Consider the following 19,333-nt stretch of genomic DNA (forward strand, 5'->3'; position numbering starts at 1 on the left):
TTATGAAAATCCGAGTGCGTGCCCCGTTTGATAAATCAAGAATGAAATACCATAAGCAACAAACAATCCATACAAACTGGCAATCCACGTCCATTTCGCACTACCGACTTCACGTCGGATTACTGCCACAGTCGCAAGACACGGCACATATAGCAAGACGAACGCCATGAAGCTATAGGCACTGAGTGGTGTGAACTGGCCGGATAATTGCCGTCCGAGTTCTGATTCATTGACGGCGTAAATGATTGCCATCGTCGAAACAACGACTTCCTTTGCCAGGAAACCTGTAATTAAAGCGGCTCCTGCCTGCCATGTTCCAAATCCCAGTGGAATCAGCAACATCGCAATCAGACCACCAATCATCGCAAGAAAACTGTCATTCATATTGACATCAAAACCACCTGGTCCCGTATAAGCAAGCAACCAAATCACGACTGATCCTCCGAAAATGAATGTTCCTGCCTTACGGACAAAACCTTTTCCTTTTTGCCATGTGCTACGCCATAACGTCAATCCTTGAGGCACACGGTATGGTGGTTGTTCAACCAGGAACAGGCTCGTTGCTTCTTCAGCCGCCAAAACTTTTGAAAATACTTTTGCAGCAAGTAATGCCATCACTATACCCAGAATATACAACGATAAGACGACCGATGCCTGATTACTTGCAAAAAAACTTCCTGCGAACACAGCGTAAATCGGTAAACGAGCTGAACACGACATGAACGGTGAGATGAAAATCGTCACGAGGCGTTCGCGTTCTTCTTCTACCGACCGTGCCGCCATGATGCCTGGAACGTTACAACCAAATCCAATGATCATCGGAATAAAACTTTTTCCGTTCAGTCCTACCATCTGCATGAAACGGTCCATGACGATCGCGACACGTGCCATGTATCCGGAATCTTCAAGAAACGAGATGAAGAAAAACAAGACGAAGATTTGTGGAACGAAGACGAGGACACCACCAACACCTGCGATGACACCATCAATCAATAAGTCCTGAATGAATCCGGATGCACCGAGTTGAGTCAGCACAAAGACCACTCCCGACGAAATCGGGCCTTCGATAAATGCACCTAATAAATCAGAGAGAGGTGCACCTATCCAGTTAAAGGTGACATGGAACAGAACGTATAAAACAGCGAAGAAAATAGGCAACCCAAGAACCGGATGCGTGACGACCGCGTCAATCCGGTCCGTCCATGTCTTCCGATCTGATTTTTCTTCGACGACCGATCCGGCACGAATCGCAATCGCCCAGTTACGCCGACACTCTGTAATGTGCGCATGAATAAACCGCCCAAGCTGATGTTCCAACTGCTTTCGGACTTCAATGATACGTGGTGACTTTGTTTCCAGGTATTCAACGAAGACACGATTCCCAGCTAAATACTGAACAGCCATCCAACGTTCATGTTCTTGTAAATCAGCTAACTCGATGATGGTCGTAATCGCCTGTTCCGTTTTTTGTCCATAATCGATTCGTAAGGGCGTGTGTTTTTTTGCCGCTTCAGGAATGGATGACAACAACACTTCACAGCCGTCTCCCGTCCGGGCGACAATCGGAAACACATCGACACCCAGTTCCCGTGCTAATGCTTCTGCATCAATCGTCGTGCCACGATTCCGGGCGACGTCCATCATATTTAATCCGATTTGAATCGGTTTTCCGATTTCCAAGAGTTGAGCTGTCAATTGTAAGTTTCGTTCCAACTGTGAAGCATCGATGATGTTGATCATACCATCAAACGACTCTTCCATCAGGAAACGTGCCACGACGGCTTCATCTGCAGATAATGGATCTAAATCGTAGACACCCGGTAAATCAATCAGTTGTCCACGATTTCCGTGCAATTTCCCGACTTTTTTATCGACCGTCACGCCGGACCAGTTTCCGACATGGGCGTAGGACCCCGTCAAACGATTAAACAAAGAAGTTTTTCCGGTATTCGGATTTCCAAGTAACGCAATTTTTTGTGTCATGGTAAGAACACCCCGATGTTTTTTGCATCACTTTTGCGAATGGCAATCATTTGATGGTGGTCACGTTGTTCTATCGTCAAAGGACCTTGAAAGCTCGCTCGTCTCCTGACAACGACCGGACATCCTTCATAAAACCCAAGAGCAAGCAGGCGTCTCCGGAGTCGATCTTCGATTTTATTTAAATCTGTCATCACTACAGGTTTACCAATCGGAATCATTGCTAAATCAGTCATGCGCTTTCCTCCAGTTACTCCATTTTCACTGATAATAATTATCAGTCTTGATTATATCATGGAGACGCCATCTAAAAAACAGTAAGCGACTCAGGAATAACCCACTGAGGCACTTACTGTTTGGGAGAAGCTTGATCCGACGTGGCAGCAACGTCTTCCATTTTTTCGATACTTTGATGTGCCAATCGATGACAAGTCGGACAAAGTGTCTGAAAGTGACCGTGATGTTCGTGCCATTCTAGAATTGATTGCTGTGCGTTTCCACACATCTCGCAAAATTCTTTTAGCAGTGCAGGATGATTCCGTTCACGAAAACGTTCCATCCGACGATTTTTTGCTTGATCGATTGTCGTCACATCCGATTCAAAATGACCGGCTTGCCAGGCTTCCACCAACCACTGTCTGACTTTCAAATCCGTTTGTCCCGGTTTCACCTGTAATCCTGATAACGGTGACCCTAACAACGGATGCCGTAAATCCACGCTGATCAAATCCAGGCAGGCATACGTACGTTCTTGTTCATCCGCTTCCGTCAACCAGTGAGGATCTGCTGGTCGTGTCGTGTACTCGCTGAACAAAACTTCGGCATACGCAACGATTCCATCTTTCGTCGCCAAAAATACTTCTTCCCCTTCGGCTAGCTCCGCCGGTAAATAAAACGGTTCTTTCGTTTCATAATATAAGACGACTGCTTGCCTTAAGGCAAATTCTGATTCTTCAACGACTAGTAGATGGCACACGCGACAGACACCTCTCTCATTTAAATGGATGTACCGATCAGTGGCAAACGCCACTCGGCGTCAAAATTTCCCGAACGTAACATGGCAATTTCTTCACGATAAGGTGCAACCTTCTTTTTTGGATCCAGTCCGATATAGGGTGTTTCAAGAATTTTTGGTAAATGGGCCAAATCCTGATGATGAACGATTCGATGTAACGGGTCAAAACCGATTTCCCCAAATCCGATATTTTCGTGACGGTCTTTTTTGGCACCGCGAATATTCTTCGAATCATTGACATGAATCACGCCAATACGGTCAATCCCGACGATACGATCGAATGATTCCAATACTCCGTCCAGATCATGAATGAGATCATAACCGGCATCATGGACGTGACACGTATCGAGACAGACGGACAGGCGGTCATTGTGCGTCACACCAGCAATGATTTCTGCAATTTCTTCGAACGTCTTACCAATTTCTGACCCCTTTCCGGCCATCGTTTCGAGAGCGATTTTTACTTTTTCATCTCCCGTTAACACTTCATTGAGCCCTTCAATGATTCGTTTGATTCCGATTTCTTCCCCGGCACCGACATGTGCGCCTGGGTGCAGGACGATATGTTTTGCTTTTTCGAGAGCTTCCGCCCGCCGGATTTCTTCCCCTAAAAACGACACGGCTAATTCAAACGTTTCCGGTTTCGTCGTATTGCCTAAATTGATGATATAAGGTGCATGGACGACGATTTCTTCAATTCCGTTTGCTTCCATATGCAACAATGCTTCTGGAATTCGCAAATCGGAGATCGGTTTTCGTCTTGTATTTTGGGGTGCTCCTGTATAGACCATCATGGTCGTTGCACCATAAGAGGCCGCTTCTTCACTCGCACCAAGTAACATTTTTTTGCCTGAAAGAGACACATGTGAACCGATTTTCATTAAAAATTCCACCCTTCTTCTGCTTCTAGTGTACCAAATGTCGAAAAAAACAAGAACCTTTAGCGATACTAAAAAAACAAAGTCCACGAATTCTATCGTAGACTTTGTTTAAACCGTTCGACTTCGGCTTGAATGCCGAGGACTGATTATTTTGTTTTACTTGCGTTCGCTTTACGTTCAGCACGTCCGATTCCACGTTGTTCTTTGATTCGTTCGCGTTTTGCTGTTTCTTTCAGTTTATACTGGTGTTTCTTTTTATAACCTGGTTTGACACGTTTTTTCGCTTTTGCAGCTTCACCTGATAAACGACTGTGCGCGGTTTTCGAAACTGCTGTTTTCATGTGTGGTTTCGCACGACGGCGTTCCTTCACTTCGCTGACTTGACCACTCTTGACATCGACGTTGATGAATTCAATACCACGGTCTTCAAGACGGTTGATCGAACCATTTTCGTGATCTTCAAACAATGTGTAAGCCAATCCGTCTTGGTCAACACGACCCGTCCGACCGACACGGTGAACATAGAAGTCGAGATCTTTCGGAATCCCGTGGTTGATGACGTGCGAGACACCTGAAATATCGATGCCGCGTGCAGCAAGATCCGTTACGATAACGTACTGGTATTTCGCTTCGTTAATTTCCTTGATGGCTTGTTTCCGACGACGGGCCGGCAAGTCACCGTGAAGCGAACCGACGTTGAGTCCCGCTTCAAGGAAGAGAGCTTCGAGTTCGATCGCTTCTGTTTTCGTATTCGTAAAGACGAGACAGATATACGGGTTGAGGGCTTTCGCCAGTTTCAACGTCAAATCAGAACGATCACGGTGTTTGACCGGAACCGTATGGTGCACGATTTTTTTCGCTGTCTGTTGTTTTGGGTCCACATGCGCATAACGTGGATTGTTCATATATTTTTTCAAGAACGGTTGCAGTTTTTCAGGAATCGTTGCCGAGAAGACCATCATCTGTAACTTCTCCGGTAATGCTTGGGCAATCCGGTCGACTTCCGGCAAGAATCCCATGTCGAGCATCTGATCCGCTTCATCGATGATGTAATGTTTCACGAAATGCGGTTTCAATGCTTGTTCTTTAAAGAGGTCCAGGATGCGGCCCGGCGTTCCGATCACGATTTGCGGTGAGACTTTGACACGTCCGATTTGACGTTCGCGATCCATTCCACCTGTGATAAGGCTTGTCTTGATGTAATCAGGTTGTTTGACGAGGATCGATTTCAATTCCTCGTGAATCTGCCAAGCGAGCTCGCGCGTCGGTGCGACGATGATAGCTTGCATTTCTTGAAGTTCCGGATTGACATTTTGAACGATCGGCAAGAGGAACGACAACGTTTTTCCTGTTCCTGTCTGTGATTGTCCAATGATATCCCGCCCTTTGAGCGCTGCTGGAATGATCCGGGATTGAATATCGGTTGGTTTTTTAATACGTGCGTCTTCGAGTGCTTCGACGACGAACGGGTGCAAATCGAAATGGGTAAATCCATTCATATTTGTCACCATCCTTTCTCTTTCTTTAACAATTAAAGGCGAATCGTCCGCCTTCACCATCTATTTCTTTAGTTCAACATGGGTATTGGTCTACTACCGTCATACAAATATGAATACGTATAGAAACGATCGGGAATTTTTTTGTTTTTCGTATGAAGCTTCAACGCGCTGAAGGCGACTTTCATCATCTCTTCAGCGGACTGGACGACTGTCGCGTCCATCGATTTCATGTCAACAGCTTCTAATATAGCACGATTCCCATCAATTCCGACAACTATTTTTCCGGAAATGTTTGCTTTTTTCAATGCTTCGAGTACTCCCATCGCAATATCGTCATTGTGACAGTAGACCGCATCAAACGGAATTCCGGACTCGATTACCTGCCGCATGACACGTTCGGATGTGACCGGATCGTAGTTTCCGCTTGCAGAATCGACAATGGAAAGCGCCGGCTCATTTTCGATTCCTTTTAAGAATCCCCGGTGCCGTTCATTTGTCGTATAAACGTTTGCCGTACCCGTGATTTCGACGATCCGTCCCTTTGATTGACCGGTACTTTTGATTAACTCATTCTTAATATAGGAAGCCAATTGTTCCCCAATCATTTGATTATTAGATGTTATCGAGCTCACGACAGCATCTGAACGAATCATGCGATCGATCGCAAATACAGGGATTCCTGCTTTTTTGGCTTCTTCGATGGCACTTCCGATATAGACATCATCCAGTGTCGTGATGAAGATGGCATCAACTTTCAATTGAACGAATTCCAAAATCTGTTCGCGTTCACTTATTCGGGAATTTTGCGACGTCGCTACCAACGCTTCGTATTTATTGGTTTTCGCCTCTGCCTTAAAGGCATTGATTAACCGTTGCGCAAATTCATGTTTGTCATTCACGATTGTAAATCCTACGACATTCCGTTTAGGACTTGTTTCCTTTTGGACAAACATGTTGGAAATGACAAGGACGGATGCAATCCAAATGATTAAAACAAACAACCAGGACTTGTTGAATCTCATGCCTGCTCCTCCCGTCTTGGGAAAAAGAGTTGTACTGTCGTCCCGACACCGACCTTACTGTCGACTTCGATTCGTCCATTATGCTGACGAACGATCTGATTAGACATGAACAATCCTAAACCATTGCCGTTGATTTTAGACGTATTAAATGCCTGTCCAATCATGAGAATCTGTTCCTCCGTCATTCCAACACCATTATCCTGGACGATAAATACAAACTGATCAGGATATACATGGAGGTGGACATGACAAATCCCGTCTGGCCCTTTCGATTCGACGGCATCCAGTGCGTTTCCGATACAGTTCGACAACACTTGTAACAAGCCATTTTCCGAAGCATACAGCGGCGGCATATGTGCCGGTGTGTAAATCTTGCAGTCCGCTTCGTAGGGATGTGATTTCGATTCGAGAATGAACGTTAATTTCTCCATCATTTTTTTCATATCAATCTGTTCCATTGCCAGCGTTGTTTTATCATTTTTGGATAAATCGAGCATCGTCTGAATTAACTGGTTGGCCCGGTCCAGTTCGGATAAGGCAATTTGCATCATATCCGGATTGTTTTGTTTTTCTTCTGACAGCAGTTGCAGTGCCATCTTAACCGGTGTCAACGGATTTCGGATTTCATGGGCAATTCCTGCCGCCAGTTGTCCGAGAGATGCCAGTTTTTCCTGATGTAAAATCACCTGTTGCTGACTCAACTGTTCGACCCGTGCATGTTCCATCCTTTGCGCATATTCATTGTAGGCGGAGACTAAGGTCTTGACTTCATTCGAGCCAGAACGTTCCAGAGTAATCGGTTGAGGTGTCGTACTTTTTTCGATTTTTTGAACAAGTTCCAGTAAGGGTGCTGTCAATTGCCGCGACATCAAATAACCGACAATCAGACTGAGCACCAACGTAAGTGCCGCAATGACCAAATATTGCTGACGTGTCGTATAGACCGGTTCGTAAAATACACTCCGCGGTGTGCGCACTAGGATTTTCCAATCCGTCACCTTCAAATCGCGTGCGAAATAGTACATATCTTTATTTGTACTAAAGATTTCGTACGGTTTGCTGCTTTTGAAAGCCCGATTGACAACACTTTGACTCAAGAGGCGTTCTTGATCGGTCACAAGATTTTTAGATGTTGCCAGCGGCTCACCCTGGCTGTTAAATAAATAGGCCATCGTATCATCATCAAACGATTCCAGTGAATTTCGAAAAACGACGGAATTCATAAGACTGAGCCCTCCACCAAATACGCCGACCCGCTCATTGCCATTTCGAACCGAGACATACATATAGGTCAAAGAATCATTCGCTATATCATAACGTGGACTCATATGAAAATCCGTACTCGTCAGAGCTTGTACAAAAGAGTCATCGCGACGAATCTTGGAATCCGAAATACGGCGATCTTCACTCGAAAACCAGGTGATTTTATCGGTTTTACGATCATAATAAAAGAAGCTTTTAAATCCGGTATCGATATCCAGCAAATTCGAATCCCGAATCGCTCGATCGAGATTGTTCATATTTGTGACATTCAATTGAAGACTCATGATTTTTTCGTGTAAGTTCCCGACGCTGTCGCGTAACGCATTACTCGAGACTTCGACACTTTTTTCACTCTGTTTCTCCGTCTGCTGTTCGACTCGTGAAATCGTGACACGGTCTGCGGTAAAGGCAAGTGCCGAGATGACAAGACAAATAAGAATGAACAAAACAGCCGTGATTTGGAAAAAATAGGACCGCATCATCTTTTTCGTCTCCATCTTTTCACCCCTCCCTCATTTCTAGACAACTCAATTAGTATATCATGATATTCTCTTTCGGCAGACTCCTCTATTTTCATTCAACTTGAATCAATGGTACACTCTAAATAATCATTCTTTCCATACAAAAGGAGAATTTAGACTATGCTTGTTAAAAAAATCAGTCCCCGTGGTTATTGTTACGGTGTTGTTGATGCGATGAAACTTGCTCAACAAGCTGCACTAAACGAAAACTTGCCACGTCCTATCCATATCCTTGGCATGATTGTCCATAATGCCCACGTCACGCGTGAATTCGAACGGATGGGGGTCTTGACCGTAGATGGTCCCGACCGCCTGGAAGCACTTGAGACGATTAAAGAAGGAACCGTCATTTTTACAGCACACGGAATCTCCCCTGCTGTCTATGCCCGTGCAGCCGAGAAAAAATTGACTGTCGTTGATGCGACGTGTCCGGACGTCACCCGGACACACGACTTGATCCGAACTGTCGTCGCAGATGATTATGAAGTCATTTATGTCGGTAAACACGGTCATCCGGAACCTGAAGGAGCCGTAGGTGTGGCACCAGAACACGTTCATTTGATCGAAAAAGTTGAAGATATCGAAGCGTTACCTGCTCATCTCGCCAATAAAAAAATCATCGTCACGAATCAAACGACGATGAGCCAATGGGATGTCCAGGCGTTAATGGGGCATGTCCGCGAAAAATATCCGCATGTCGAAGTGCATAACGAAATTTGTAATGCAACGCAAGTGCGCCAGGAAGCTGTTGCAGAACAAGCCGGTGATTGCGACTTAGTGATTGTCGTCGGCGATCCACGTTCAAACAACTCCAATCGCCTGGCACAGGTTTCATTTGATATTGCCGCAACACCGGCTCACCGGATCGGTGATTTAACGGAACTGGATTTATCATGGCTCGAGGGTGTAAACCAAGTGGGCGTAACATCTGGTGCATCGACGCCAACACCGATTACTAAAAAAGTCATCGATTTCTTACAACAGTACGATCCGGCTGATATCAGCACCCATGACAAGACGCCGTTCCTCGAATTGCGCCGAATCTTACCAAAAGTTAAAATTCTTTAAAAAAAAAGATTTCCGTCCGTCGAATGCGGTCGGGAATTTTTTTTAAAGAAATCGAAAAGGATTCGTATTGGTTTCTGACACAAACAATTCGACACCTTTGATGTTCTGTTTTTCAAACCGTTCTGTCAGAAGGTCGACGACTCCCTGCTTCATGACCGACTCGACATGGTGTCCGGGATCAATCACAGCAAGTCCGAGTGCCATCGCATCATGCGCGACATGGAAATATAAATCACCTGTCACTAATACATCTGCCCCTGCAAAGGCTGCTGTCGAAACATATTTATTCCCGTCCCCGCCCAACACAGCTACTTTTTGAATCAAGCGATTCTCATCTCCGACAAACCGTAAGTTTTCAACTCCAAAGGCGGACCGCACCTGTTCCGCAAAAACTTTTAAGGGAACGGCTTCTTTTAATCGGCCAATCCGCCCGAGACCAAGTGATGGCGCTACAATTTCTTGACGGATCATGTCATACGCGACTTCTTCATACGGATGTGCTTGTTTCATTGCCCGAATGACTTGTTTTTGGTTCAATTCCGTGACAATCGTCTCGATTCGCACTTCTTTTACCTGCTCTAGTTGTCCCGGTTGTCCTACGTACGGATTCGCCTCCGCCGTCGCTTTGAATTGTCCGATCCCCGTCGTATGGAACTGACAGTCACTGTATGCTCCGATATGCCCCGCTCCTGCTTTCCCTAACGCTTCCGAGACCTGTCGTACGGCAGATTCAGGAACAAAGACAACGAGTTTATAGAGCGTGTTTTCGAAAGACGGCACCAGGACCTTTGTATCCGTGAGACCTAATGCCGTTGCCATCAGGTCATTGACGCCGCCTTCCGCGACATCTAAGTTCGTGTGGGCGGCATAGACGGCAATATCATGTTTGATGCATTTCATGACGATACGTCCCGCTGCCGATTGATCCGTCACTTTTGGCAGTTTGCTGAAAATCGGCGGGTGATGGGCAATGATCAAATCGATTTTTTTTTCAATCGCTTCATCCACGACGGTTTCCAACACATCTAGCGTGACAAGGACCCGTTTGACCTCTTTATGGAGTGTCCCGATTTGCAAGCCGATCGGATCTCCTTCAAAGGCAAATTTTTTCGGCGCAAATGTCTCAAACTGTTCGATGACTTGTTGACCGTTTGCCATCAGTTCGTCACCTCTTCCATTTTTTGAATCAACCGTTCAATGTTCGCGATTTTCCCTTGCAAGACATCCGAATCGTTTCCGTGATGCATTTGTTTCAGGATATATTGTCGTTTTTGTTTTTCAGTCTGCCATTTTTCAATGAATGCCGGTGCCTTTTCCCGTGACAATTGCGGACCAAAATACAATTCCCAATCCCGTTGTTCGACATCGTCCGAATATAACGATTCTTCTCCTTTTTCCGCAACAAGAATTTCATAAATCTTCTCATTTTCTTTGACAATCGCTTCTGATAATAAGGCATAGCCGTTAGCGAGCAGCCACTTCCGCACATCAACGGCATCGACGTTTGGTTGTAAAATCAATCTTTCTTCTCCGGATAAGTGATTTTTGCCTTCTTCTAAAATCGAAGCAATCAACGTTCCGCCCATTCCAGCAATCGTTACTGCCGTCACTTCACCCGGTGTTAAGACGGTCAGGCCACTCCCGAGCCGGACATCAACTTTATCTTCTAATTGAACAAGCGCAACCTGTCCTTGTGCCGCTTCCATTGGTCCCACGTTGACTTCACCGGCAATCGCGCGTTCAATCAAGTTTTGCTGGATACAGTAACAAGGCACAAAAGCGTGATCGGATCCGATATCTGCGAGTACGGCTCCTTGTGGAATATAAGACACGACTTTTTGTAGTCGTTGATCAAGTATGACGTTCGTTTGCATGTATTTCATCCTTCCTGATTCATGTTCTCATTTAAAAATAGCGGACTTGGCGTAAAAAAGAAACAGTCGTTTCCCTAAAATTCATCACAAAAAAACATCCATCTCGGAGAAGAGACGGATGTTGATTGACTTATTTCTTTGCAGCGAGCCATTTTGCTAAAGCAGCGGCTTCTTCGTCATTCGCAAGACCGCCAGGCATTTGCCCTTTACCGTTCATAGCGATTTCTTTAATTTCTTCTTCTTTCAGCTTCGCGCCGATCTTTGTTAAGTTCGGACCGACTCCACCTTCAAGATTTCCACCGTGGCATCCTGTACATCCTTTAGATGCAAACAGATCTTCCGGCTTCATTTCAGCTGTTGATGGACCTTTTTCTGCTTGTTTTACCTGATCGACCCCAAAGTATGACAATGAAATCATGGCGATGATGGCGATGATCGCAATCGATGCGAACGGTACTAACGGATTACGCATTTGGATTCCCCCCCATATTCTCTACCCAACCAAGTTGGTGACTGAATGGTATTCCCCGTTACTATTCTACTGTAAAAAAAACAGAGAAGGAAGAAAAAAACAAAACTTTTTCTCCCTTCTCACTAAAATTTCATATTTTCTTCACACTTTGAATTAATCGAGGAAATCTTTTAGACGTTTTGAACGACTTGGATGACGTAATTTCCGTAACGCTTTCGCCTCAATCTGACGAATCCGTTCACGTGTGACACCAAATACTTTCCCGACTTCTTCAAGTGTGCGTGTCCGACCGTCGTCTAGACCAAAACGAAGACGTAAGACATTTTCTTCGCGGTCCGTCAACGTATCGAGGACATCTTCGAGCTGTTCTTTCAATAACTCGTAGGCCGCTGCATCTTGAGGGGCTGTCGCATCTTGGTCTTCGATGAAGTCTCCGAGATGTGAATCGTCCTCTTCCCCGATCGGTGTTTCCAGCGATACCGGTTCTTGTGCAATCTTCAGAATCTCACGTACTTTTTCCGGTGTGATTTCCATTTCTTTCGAAATTTCTTCCGGAGTCGGTTCACGTCCTAAATCCTGAAGTAATTGACGTTGGACCCGAATCAATTTATTGATCGTTTCGACCATATGAACCGGAATCCGGATCGTCCGTGCCTGGTCGGCAATCGCACGTGTGATGGCCTGACGAATCCACCAGGTAGCATACGTCGAGAATTTATATCCTTTTGTATAATCAAATTTTTCAACCGCTTTGATGAGTCCCATGTTTCCTTCTTGAATCAAATCAAGGAACAGCATCCCGCGACCGACGTAACGCTTCGCAATCGAAACGACCAAACGTAAATTGGCTTCCGCTAAACGTTTCTTAGCTTCTTCGTCATTCTGTTCAATCCGTTTTGCGAGTTCGACTTCGTCTTCTGCGTTCAATAGATCAACGCGACCAATTTCTTTCAGGTACATCCGGACAGGGTCATTGATTTTGACGCCTGGTGGGACCGAAAGATCGTTTAAATCCGCTTCTTCCTTGTCGTCACCCGTTCCGTCGTTATTGACCTTGATGCCTTCTGTTTCGAGCAGTTGAAGGAATTCTTCGAATTGTTGCGCATCCATTGATTCAAACGAACTGAGTTTATCCTCGATTTTTTGATGCGATAGTTCACCATTCTTGTGTCCGAGCGCGATTAGTTCATCCTTCGCGAGACGTAGTATTTCTGCTTCCGATCTTGCTTTTTCTGCCATCGAACCATACACTCCTTCCACATCATGCAGCAGGTCATCGATCTTTCAAACGCCGTTTCCGTTCGATGATCGCCTGCATTAGCTCCGCTTGAGCACGGATATCTGTTTGTTGACTCAACTGCGACTTTTCCTCATCCAGTGTCCGCCGTTGTCGTTCATTTTGAACGGCACGAATATAATGACTCAATAAATCCGGATCATATTCCGGCATTAACATAAACTCTAGATCCGCTACGATTCGCTGAAGCGATGCATCGTGGAGCATCGTCAGAAAGCGATCGGGATCCGCTGGGGTGTTTGTTCCGTAAAATTCATATAGTTTCCCTGCAATCAGTTGATGGGCAGGATCGTTAAATGCCACACCAAGTTGATCACGTACCTCAAGACCTACTTCCTCTGAACGGATCATATAGGCGAGCAGAAACCGTTCGGCTCGTTTCCAATTCGAGAAGGTACGGTCTTGAGGAGAAGATGTCACGACTTGTGTCTGTTGCCGCCGCTCTTGTTTCGGTTTAGCCTGTTGCGGTTGCAACGGCTTAACTTGCGACAGCAGTGATTCTTTCGACAAGTGGAACTCTTCAGCCAGTTTCCCTAAATAGATGTCGCGTAACAATGGATTGGCCGTTCGGCCAATCTCCTCAAGCATAGTTTCAATATAACGGACCCGTTCTCCTTCTAATCGAAGGTTTTTTCCTTGCCGAAAATAAAAAGATTTGAATTCAAGGCTTGAAATCCGTTCCTGCTCGATTAAACGAAGAAATATCTCTTCCGATTGGGCACCGATGAAAGAATCGGGGTCCTCTCCATCCGGAAGACGAATTACAGAACAATCGACCGCAACATCTTCTAATAAACGTAATGCTTTAAGTGTCGCGGCACGTCCCGCTTTGTCTCCGTCATAACAAACTATGACTTCATCGACGATTCTTGCTAAATTTTGAGCATGGACCGGAGTCAATGCTGTCCCGAGAGAAGCTACCGTATAGGGTATACCCGCTTGAGCGACACGTACAACATCTAAATTCCCTTCCACAAGTACAACTTGCTTATTTTTTCGCATTGCACCACGTGCCTGTGCGAAACCAAACAGCAATTCGCTTTTATTAAAAAGAGGAGTTTCCGCTGTGTTGACATATTTCGGGTCCCTTCCGTCAATGGAGCGACCACTGAATCCAACAATCGTGCCATCACGATCTGAAATTGGAAATACGACCCGTCCATTGAATCGATCGCGATAATCGCCATCTCTGCCTATTGAAATCAACCCTGCTTCTACCATCTCATCCAAATCAAAGTTACGCCGTGCCAATGAATCCACCGTGAACCGGTCCTGGTCCGGTGCGTAACCGAGTTTAAACTCCCGCATCGCCGGTTCTTGGATTCCGCGTTGTTCGAGATATTCTCTTCCGGCGTCACCGGCAGCTGTCTGCAACATGACTTCATGATACAAATCTGCCACGATCCGGTGTGCTTCCCGCATTCGATATTTTTTTTCTTGATCGGGTGTGGACTCCGTTTGATCAGACCGTTCAAATTCCGGTAATTTGATGTCTGTTCGGTCCGCCAGCTTGACGACGGCTTCCGGAAAACTCATTCCTTCCGTTTCCATGACAAAAGTAATGGCGTTTCCCCCTGCCCCACATCCGAAACAATAATACATGCCTTTATCCGGAGAAACAGAAAAAGAAGGGGATTTTTCAGAGTGAAAAGGACATAACCCTGAATAACGATTCCCTTGTTTTTTTAATTCTACACGTTCTGATATCAATTCAACGATATCCGTTGCTTGTCGGACTTGGTCAACCAATTCGTCAGGAAGCCGTTTCAATTGGTCACCTCTCCTTTCGAACGTTTATATACATATACCCGCAATGAAACGGAACGAATACTCGTTCCGTTTCATTAGAAAATTTACATCATCTCATTAAGCAGCTAGATTAGTATACTACGTGAAACCATTCTTTACTAGTCATGTGATTTGCCCGAAATCCCTGTCAAGATGAGATTCGCCGTTTCCTCGACCGCTTTATTCGTCACATCGATGACTTGGCAACCGATTCGGTCATACAGATTTTTCGCATAATCGAGTTCACGATTGATTCGGTCCATTTGGGCATAAGCCGCTTCCGGTTTCAGTCCAAGCGACCGTAAACGTTCCATCCGGATATCAATCAGCTTCTCTGGAGAAATCAATAGTCCAAAACATTTTTCTTTTGGAATATCAAACAGTTCTTCCGGCGGTATCGATTCCGGAACGAGCGGTACATTCGCAACTTTATAACGTTTTAACGCCAAATACTGTGACAACGGAGTCTTCGAGGTACGGGAGACCCCGATCAACACGATATCTGCCCGTTTGATACCGCGCGGATCGCGACCGTCATCATATTTCACTGCAAATTCAACAGCTTCAATTTTCCGGAAATACTCTTCGTCCAACCGGTAAATCAGTCCCGGTTCTTCTTTCGGCTGCATCCCAAGACGCCCTTCCATCGTATCCAGTAACGGACCCAACAGATCAATCGCCTTGACTTCATGCGCATGTGCCGTTTCAGCAAGAAGCCGGCGGTGTGTAGCATGGACGATGGTATAGACGATTGTCGCTTGCTCTTCTTTTGCATGTAACACTAAATCATAAATGACTTGATCGTCATCGACGAATGGTATCCGGACCGTTTCAATTGCTTGCTCCGGAAACTGGATCGCCGCTGCCCGCACGACCAATTCACATGTTTCACCGACCGAGTCACTTACTACATAAATGCGTTGTCTCATCTGTGAACCTCCTCTTAAAGTTCTTCATCTCGTGCCAGCGCGACCAACACTTTCGTCATGTTTGTCTTCGTCATGCGTCCGACGACTTTTAAGATTCCGTCCACCTGTTCAACGACGGGCATGGAATCGATCTGTTTTTCGATGAGTTTCATCCCTGCCCCGATCAATGTCTCTGATTTCTCACAAACCGTCAGATTCGGCATCCGTGTCATGATGATGTTAACAGGTAACGAGTCCAGTTCCTGATTCCCGATCGCCGCCCGTAAAAAGTCTTTCCGTGACAAGACACCGACTAGCGCATGATCTTTTCCGACGACGAACAGAGAGCCGACGTCTTCGAGGAACAGATGGACGATTGCATCGTAAACAGTCATCCCTTCATGAATGACTTTCGCTGAAGACATGAATTCGCCAACGGTCAACGTATCCAATTTTTCATGCAACATGGAGGTGTTTTTTTTACCGACATACATATAACCGACGCGTGGACGTGCTTCCAGCATTCCAGTCATCGTCAAAATCGATAAGTCCGGACGTAAGGTCGCCCGTGTCAAGGAGAGTTCAGATGCAATCTGCTCTCCTGTGATCGGACCGTTTTCTTTGACGATTTGGAGTATTTTTTTCTGCCGTTCATTTAACTTCATCGGCTCATCCGTCCTTTATTCACACTAAAGTGAGTGCATTGAATCGTGCGACTTGTTCAATCGCCGTCGCAAATCGTTTCATCTCGCTAAGACGATTCGTCCGAACTGCTTCGTCATCCGCCATGATCATCGTTCCATCAAAATAAGCAGTAATGGCCGGAACACTCGATTCGAGCACTTGAATCGCTTGACTATAGTCAGAGGCTTGAACTGCCGCTTCCACTTTTGGAATCAGTTGCTCGATTTGTTCATGCAAGGCACGTTCGGCTTCATTTTCAAAGAGCGCTGGATTTACCGCAACAACCGTCTCTGCTTTTTTCGAGATGTTCAAGACACGGCTGAGTTGCTCCACTGTCTTCTTAAAGGTCGGTTGTTGTGTGGCCTGTTCAAGCATTGATGCGCGTTTTTCGTTTGCTTCGACCGTCAACTTCGGATCAAGTGCCGCTTCGATGACATCATGACGATATCCTTTTTCCGACAAGCGGAACTTCAGACGCTGATTGAAGAAGTCTTCCATTGCTGCTTTAACTGTTTCTGCATCCGCTTGATAAAGACCTGCTTTTAATTGAGCAGACACAACGAAATCGATTAGCTCTGACAACGTCATGTCAATCTGACGGTCTGAAAGAATCTGAACAATTCCTTGTGCTTGGCGTCGTAACGCATATGGATCGGCCGAACCGCTTGGGATCATCCCGACACCGAAGAAACCAGCCACGCTGTCCATCTTATCGAGAACAGCTAACACTGTACCTGTTGGTGTGCTCGGACTTTCATCCCCAGCAAAACGCGGTAAGTAGTGTTCCCGGATCGCCGCTGCGACTTCGGCGTTTTCACCTTTCATATTGGCGTAACGTTCGCCCATCATACCTTGCAGTTCTGTAAATTCATAAACCATTTGGCTGACAAGATCGAATTTATAAATCGTTCCCGCACGTTCGACTTTCACTTTATCCGCACTGAATCGTTCCGCCAATTGCAGAGCCATCTCGCGCACACGACGGACTTTTTCGCCTGTCGTTCCGAGTTTTTCATGGAAGACGATTTTATCAAGTCGCGTTGCCTGGGCATCGATATCGGCTTTTTTATCTTCCTCATAGAAAAACTGTGCATCCGCAAGACGTGCCCGAATGACTTTCTCGTTTCCGCGGGCTACGTTCTCGAGATGCGTCGCATTCCCATTACGGACAGTGACGAAGTAGTGAAGCAACGTCCCGTCTTTTTTTACCGGGAAATAACGTTGGTGTTCCTTCATCGTCGTGATCAGTACTTCTTCCGGCAGTTCGAGATAGGCTTCGTCAAACGCCCCGAATAATGCCGTAGGGTATTCCACTAAGTTCGTAACTTCCTCAAGCAATGTCGGATCAATCGGTACTTCAAATCCTTCTTGTTCGCTGAGTTTTTGAATCTGATCTTCAATCAGCTGACGACGCTGTTCGTAACTGACAATGACATGTTCTCCGGCAAGTGCCTCAACATAAGCATTCGGTCGTAAAATCGTAATGTCCTGTCCAAGGAAACGGTGTCCGCGTGACGTCCGTCCGGTCGCAACATTTGCCACTTCAAATGGAATCACTTGGTCATCCAGTAAGGCAATCATCCAACGAATCGGGCGCATGTAGCGTAATGACTGAGTACTCCAACGCATATTTTTCGGGAACGACATCGCTTCAACGATTTGTTTGAGTCCCGGCAGAAGCGTTGCTGTTTCTTGTCCTGATTCTTTGCGCGTCGCAAAGATGTATTCGATTCCCTTCTCTTCTTGAAGGAACAGATCATCCGTCGTCAAACCTTTACCGCGTGCAAATCCTTGAGCGGCTTTTGTCCAATTGCCGTCCGCGTCCACCGCAATCCGTTTCGCCGGGCCTTTAAGCGTCTCTTCTAAGTCAGCCTGACGTTCCGATATTCCGGTTACGAGTACTGCTAAACGACGTGGCGTCGAAAATGATTCAATCGTGTCGAACGTAATACGTGCTTCACTTAAGAATGTCGTCACACGGTCTTTTAATTGTATCTCCGATTGTAAGACGAAACGGGCAGGCATTTCTTCCAGACCGATTTCAAGTAATAACTCATGCATGCGATTCACCAGCTTTCGATTTAATCAATGGGAAACCTAAACGTTCCCGTTCTTCGATGAAACTTTGGGCACAGCGGCGCGACATGTTTCGGACACGGTGAATAAAGCCCGTTCGTTCCGTGACGGAAATCGCCCCTTTGGCATCCAACAGGTTAAACGTATGTGAACATTTCAAGATATAGTCATAGGCCGGGAAGACCAGGTTCTCATCCAGTGCCCGGTTGGCTTCTTTTTCGTATTGATCGAACAATGTGAACAAGAGATCGACATCAGATGTCTCAAACGTATATTTCGAATGTTCAAATTCCGGTTGGTAGAAGATATCTCCATATTTGAAACCGTCTGTCCAAACCAAATCAAATACACTTTCGACATCTTGGATGTACGATGCGAGACGTTCGATTCCGTACGTGATTTCAACTGCGATCGGATTACATTCAATTCCACCAACCTGTTGGAAGTACGTGAACTGTGTGATTTCCATACCGTTTAACCAGACTTCCCAACCGAGTCCGGCTGCACCAAACGTCGGGTTTTCCCAGTTATCTTCGACGAAACGAATGTCATGTTCAAGCGGATTGATGCCGAGCAATTCAAGACTTTGTAAATACAGTTCCTGAATATTGTCCGGCGACGGTTTCATGATGACCTGGAACTGGTGATGTTGATACAAGCGGTTCGGATTTTCGCCGTAGCGTCCGTCCGCTGGCCGGCGTGATGGTTCTGTATAACAGACGTTCCATGGCTCTGGTCCAAGACTTCGTAAAAACGTCATCGGATTCATTGTTCCGGCGCCTTTTTCCACGTCATAGGCTTGCATCGTCAAGCACCCTTGTTCAGCCCAAAATTTTTGCAGTGTTAAGATCATTTCCTGTACTGTCATCTTCAAGACTTCCACCTCCAAATTTATGCGGGAACGCAAAAACGTCCCTATGTACAACAAGGTTGTACATAGGGACGAGACGAGCCCGCGGTTCCACCCTACTTGCATACATAAGCA

At 45.8% G+C, this 19,333-nt stretch carries 17 protein-coding genes; 1 reads left to right on the forward strand and 16 read right to left on the reverse strand.

Annotated features, from left to right (window positions below; translation table 11 throughout):
- From feoB to P402_RS0112305, 7 genes are all read right to left on the reverse strand, one after another.
- A complete protein-coding gene (gene feoB, locus P402_RS0112275) occupies positions 1–1,983 on the reverse strand; it encodes a ferrous iron transport protein B (RefSeq protein ID WP_026828965.1) in 1,983 nt (660 codons plus the stop codon).
- Complete coding sequence (locus tag P402_RS0112280) at positions 1,980–2,216, reverse strand: FeoA family protein (protein ID WP_026828966.1); 237 nt, start codon at positions 2,214–2,216, stop codon at positions 1,980–1,982. The genes feoB and P402_RS0112280 overlap by 4 nt, the downstream gene beginning before the upstream one ends.
- 113 nt (positions 2,217–2,329) lie before the next feature.
- On the reverse strand, positions 2,330–2,956 hold the full coding sequence (locus P402_RS0112285) for a hypothetical protein (protein ID WP_026828967.1): 627 nt from the start codon (positions 2,954–2,956) through the stop codon (positions 2,330–2,332).
- 20 nt (positions 2,957–2,976) lie between these two features.
- Positions 2,977–3,876 (reverse strand): deoxyribonuclease IV, encoded by a 900-nt coding sequence (locus tag P402_RS0112290; RefSeq protein WP_026828968.1) that lies wholly within the window; start codon positions 3,874–3,876, stop codon positions 2,977–2,979.
- A gap of 146 nt (positions 3,877–4,022) precedes the next feature.
- Positions 4,023–5,375 carry a DEAD/DEAH box helicase gene (locus tag P402_RS0112295; protein WP_026828969.1) on the reverse strand — a complete coding sequence of 451 codons (1,353 nt, stop codon included), beginning with the start codon at positions 5,373–5,375 and terminating at the stop codon, positions 4,023–4,025.
- Positions 5,376–5,443: 68 nt separating this feature from the next.
- Positions 5,444–6,397: a sugar ABC transporter substrate-binding protein gene (locus P402_RS0112300; RefSeq protein ID WP_026828970.1), complete on the reverse strand. Its 954-nt coding sequence runs from the start codon at positions 6,395–6,397 to the stop codon at positions 5,444–5,446.
- Positions 6,394–8,157, reverse strand: a complete 1,764-nt coding sequence (locus P402_RS0112305; protein ID WP_026828971.1) for a sensor histidine kinase — start codon at positions 8,155–8,157, stop codon at positions 6,394–6,396. The genes P402_RS0112300 and P402_RS0112305 overlap by 4 nt, the downstream gene beginning before the upstream one ends.
- A gap of 144 nt (positions 8,158–8,301) precedes the next feature.
- Here P402_RS0112305 and P402_RS0112310 point away from each other — a divergent pair, with 144 nt between their 5' ends.
- Positions 8,302–9,249, forward strand: a complete 948-nt coding sequence (locus P402_RS0112310; protein ID WP_026828972.1) for a 4-hydroxy-3-methylbut-2-enyl diphosphate reductase — start codon at positions 8,302–8,304, stop codon at positions 9,247–9,249.
- Between the two features lie 42 nt (positions 9,250–9,291).
- Here the strand turns inward: P402_RS0112310 and P402_RS0112315 are convergent, their stop codons facing one another.
- The 9 genes from P402_RS0112315 to glyQ form a co-directional block, all read right to left on the reverse strand.
- Positions 9,292–10,407 carry a Nif3-like dinuclear metal center hexameric protein gene (locus P402_RS0112315; RefSeq protein ID WP_026828973.1) on the reverse strand — a complete coding sequence of 372 codons (1,116 nt, stop codon included), beginning with the start codon at positions 10,405–10,407 and terminating at the stop codon, positions 9,292–9,294.
- Positions 10,407–11,123 carry a tRNA (adenine(22)-N(1))-methyltransferase gene (locus tag P402_RS0112320; RefSeq protein WP_026828974.1) on the reverse strand — a complete coding sequence of 239 codons (717 nt, stop codon included), beginning with the start codon at positions 11,121–11,123 and terminating at the stop codon, positions 10,407–10,409. Before P402_RS0112320 ends, P402_RS0112315 begins: the two co-directional genes overlap by 1 nt.
- A 130-nt stretch (positions 11,124–11,253) precedes the next feature.
- Positions 11,254–11,595: a cytochrome c550 gene (cccA, locus tag P402_RS0112325; protein WP_026828975.1), complete on the reverse strand. Its 342-nt coding sequence runs from the start codon at positions 11,593–11,595 to the stop codon at positions 11,254–11,256.
- 153 nt (positions 11,596–11,748) lie between these two features.
- Positions 11,749–12,834 (reverse strand): RNA polymerase sigma factor RpoD, encoded by a 1,086-nt coding sequence (rpoD, locus tag P402_RS0112330; RefSeq protein WP_012369736.1) that lies wholly within the window; start codon positions 12,832–12,834, stop codon positions 11,749–11,751.
- Between the two features lie 34 nt (positions 12,835–12,868).
- A complete protein-coding gene (gene dnaG / locus P402_RS0112335; protein ID WP_026828976.1) occupies positions 12,869–14,662 on the reverse strand; it encodes a DNA primase in 1,794 nt (597 codons plus the stop codon).
- Between the two features lie 137 nt (positions 14,663–14,799).
- The gene (locus P402_RS0112340; RefSeq protein ID WP_026828977.1) at positions 14,800–15,609 is read right to left on the reverse strand and encodes a pyruvate, water dikinase regulatory protein; all 810 of its coding nucleotides are present in this window, start codon (positions 15,607–15,609) and stop codon (positions 14,800–14,802) included.
- Between the two features lie 14 nt (positions 15,610–15,623).
- Positions 15,624–16,253 (reverse strand): helix-turn-helix transcriptional regulator, encoded by a 630-nt coding sequence (locus P402_RS0112345; protein ID WP_026828978.1) that lies wholly within the window; start codon positions 16,251–16,253, stop codon positions 15,624–15,626.
- 19 nt (positions 16,254–16,272) lie between these two features.
- Complete coding sequence (gene glyS, locus P402_RS0112350; protein ID WP_034769973.1) at positions 16,273–18,333, reverse strand: glycine--tRNA ligase subunit beta; 2,061 nt, start codon at positions 18,331–18,333, stop codon at positions 16,273–16,275.
- The gene (glyQ, locus tag P402_RS0112355; protein WP_012369731.1) at positions 18,326–19,216 is read right to left on the reverse strand and encodes a glycine--tRNA ligase subunit alpha; all 891 of its coding nucleotides are present in this window, start codon (positions 19,214–19,216) and stop codon (positions 18,326–18,328) included. The genes glyS and glyQ overlap by 8 nt, the downstream gene beginning before the upstream one ends.
- Positions 19,217–19,333: the final 117 nt, after the last annotated feature.

Origin of the sequence: Exiguobacterium sibiricum 7-3 (genome assembly GCF_000620865.1) — a bacterium.
In the GTDB taxonomy this organism is placed as follows: domain Bacteria; phylum Bacillota; class Bacilli; order Exiguobacteriales; family Exiguobacteriaceae; genus Exiguobacterium_A; species Exiguobacterium_A sibiricum_A.

Coding starts and splice junctions, on each gene's coding strand:
- glyQ (WP_012369731.1), bottom strand. CDS start 19,216: ATGACAGTACAGGAAATGATCTTAACACTGCAAAAATTTTGGGCTGAA.
- P402_RS0112345 (WP_026828978.1), bottom strand. CDS start 16,253: ATGAAGTTAAATGAACGGCAGAAAAAAATACTCCAAATCGTCAAAGAA.
- rpoD (WP_012369736.1), bottom strand. CDS start 12,834: ATGGCAGAAAAAGCAAGATCGGAAGCAGAAATACTACGTCTCGCGAAG.
- P402_RS0112315 (WP_026828973.1), bottom strand. CDS start 10,407: ATGGCAAACGGTCAACAAGTCATCGAACAGTTTGAGACATTTGCGCCG.
- P402_RS0112280 (WP_026828966.1), bottom strand. CDS start 2,216: ATGACTGATTTAGCAATGATTCCGATTGGTAAACCTGTAGTGATGACA.
- P402_RS0112295 (WP_026828969.1), bottom strand. CDS start 5,375: ATGAATGGATTTACCCATTTCGATTTGCACCCGTTCGTCGTCGAAGCA.
- P402_RS0112310 (WP_026828972.1), top strand. CDS start 8,302: ATGCTTGTTAAAAAAATCAGTCCCCGTGGTTATTGTTACGGTGTTGTT.
- P402_RS0112340 (WP_026828977.1), bottom strand. CDS start 15,609: ATGAGACAACGCATTTATGTAGTAAGTGACTCGGTCGGTGAAACATGT.
- P402_RS0112320 (WP_026828974.1), bottom strand. CDS start 11,123: ATGCAAACGAACGTCATACTTGATCAACGACTACAAAAAGTCGTGTCT.
- P402_RS0112290 (WP_026828968.1), bottom strand. CDS start 3,876: ATGAAAATCGGTTCACATGTGTCTCTTTCAGGCAAAAAAATGTTACTT.
- glyS (WP_034769973.1), bottom strand. CDS start 18,333: ATGCATGAGTTATTACTTGAAATCGGTCTGGAAGAAATGCCTGCCCGT.
- P402_RS0112305 (WP_026828971.1), bottom strand. CDS start 8,157: ATGGAGACGAAAAAGATGATGCGGTCCTATTTTTTCCAAATCACGGCT.
- cccA (WP_026828975.1), bottom strand. CDS start 11,595: ATGCGTAATCCGTTAGTACCGTTCGCATCGATTGCGATCATCGCCATC.
- feoB (WP_026828965.1), bottom strand. CDS start 1,983: ATGACACAAAAAATTGCGTTACTTGGAAATCCGAATACCGGAAAAACT.
- P402_RS0112300 (WP_026828970.1), bottom strand. CDS start 6,397: ATGAGATTCAACAAGTCCTGGTTGTTTGTTTTAATCATTTGGATTGCA.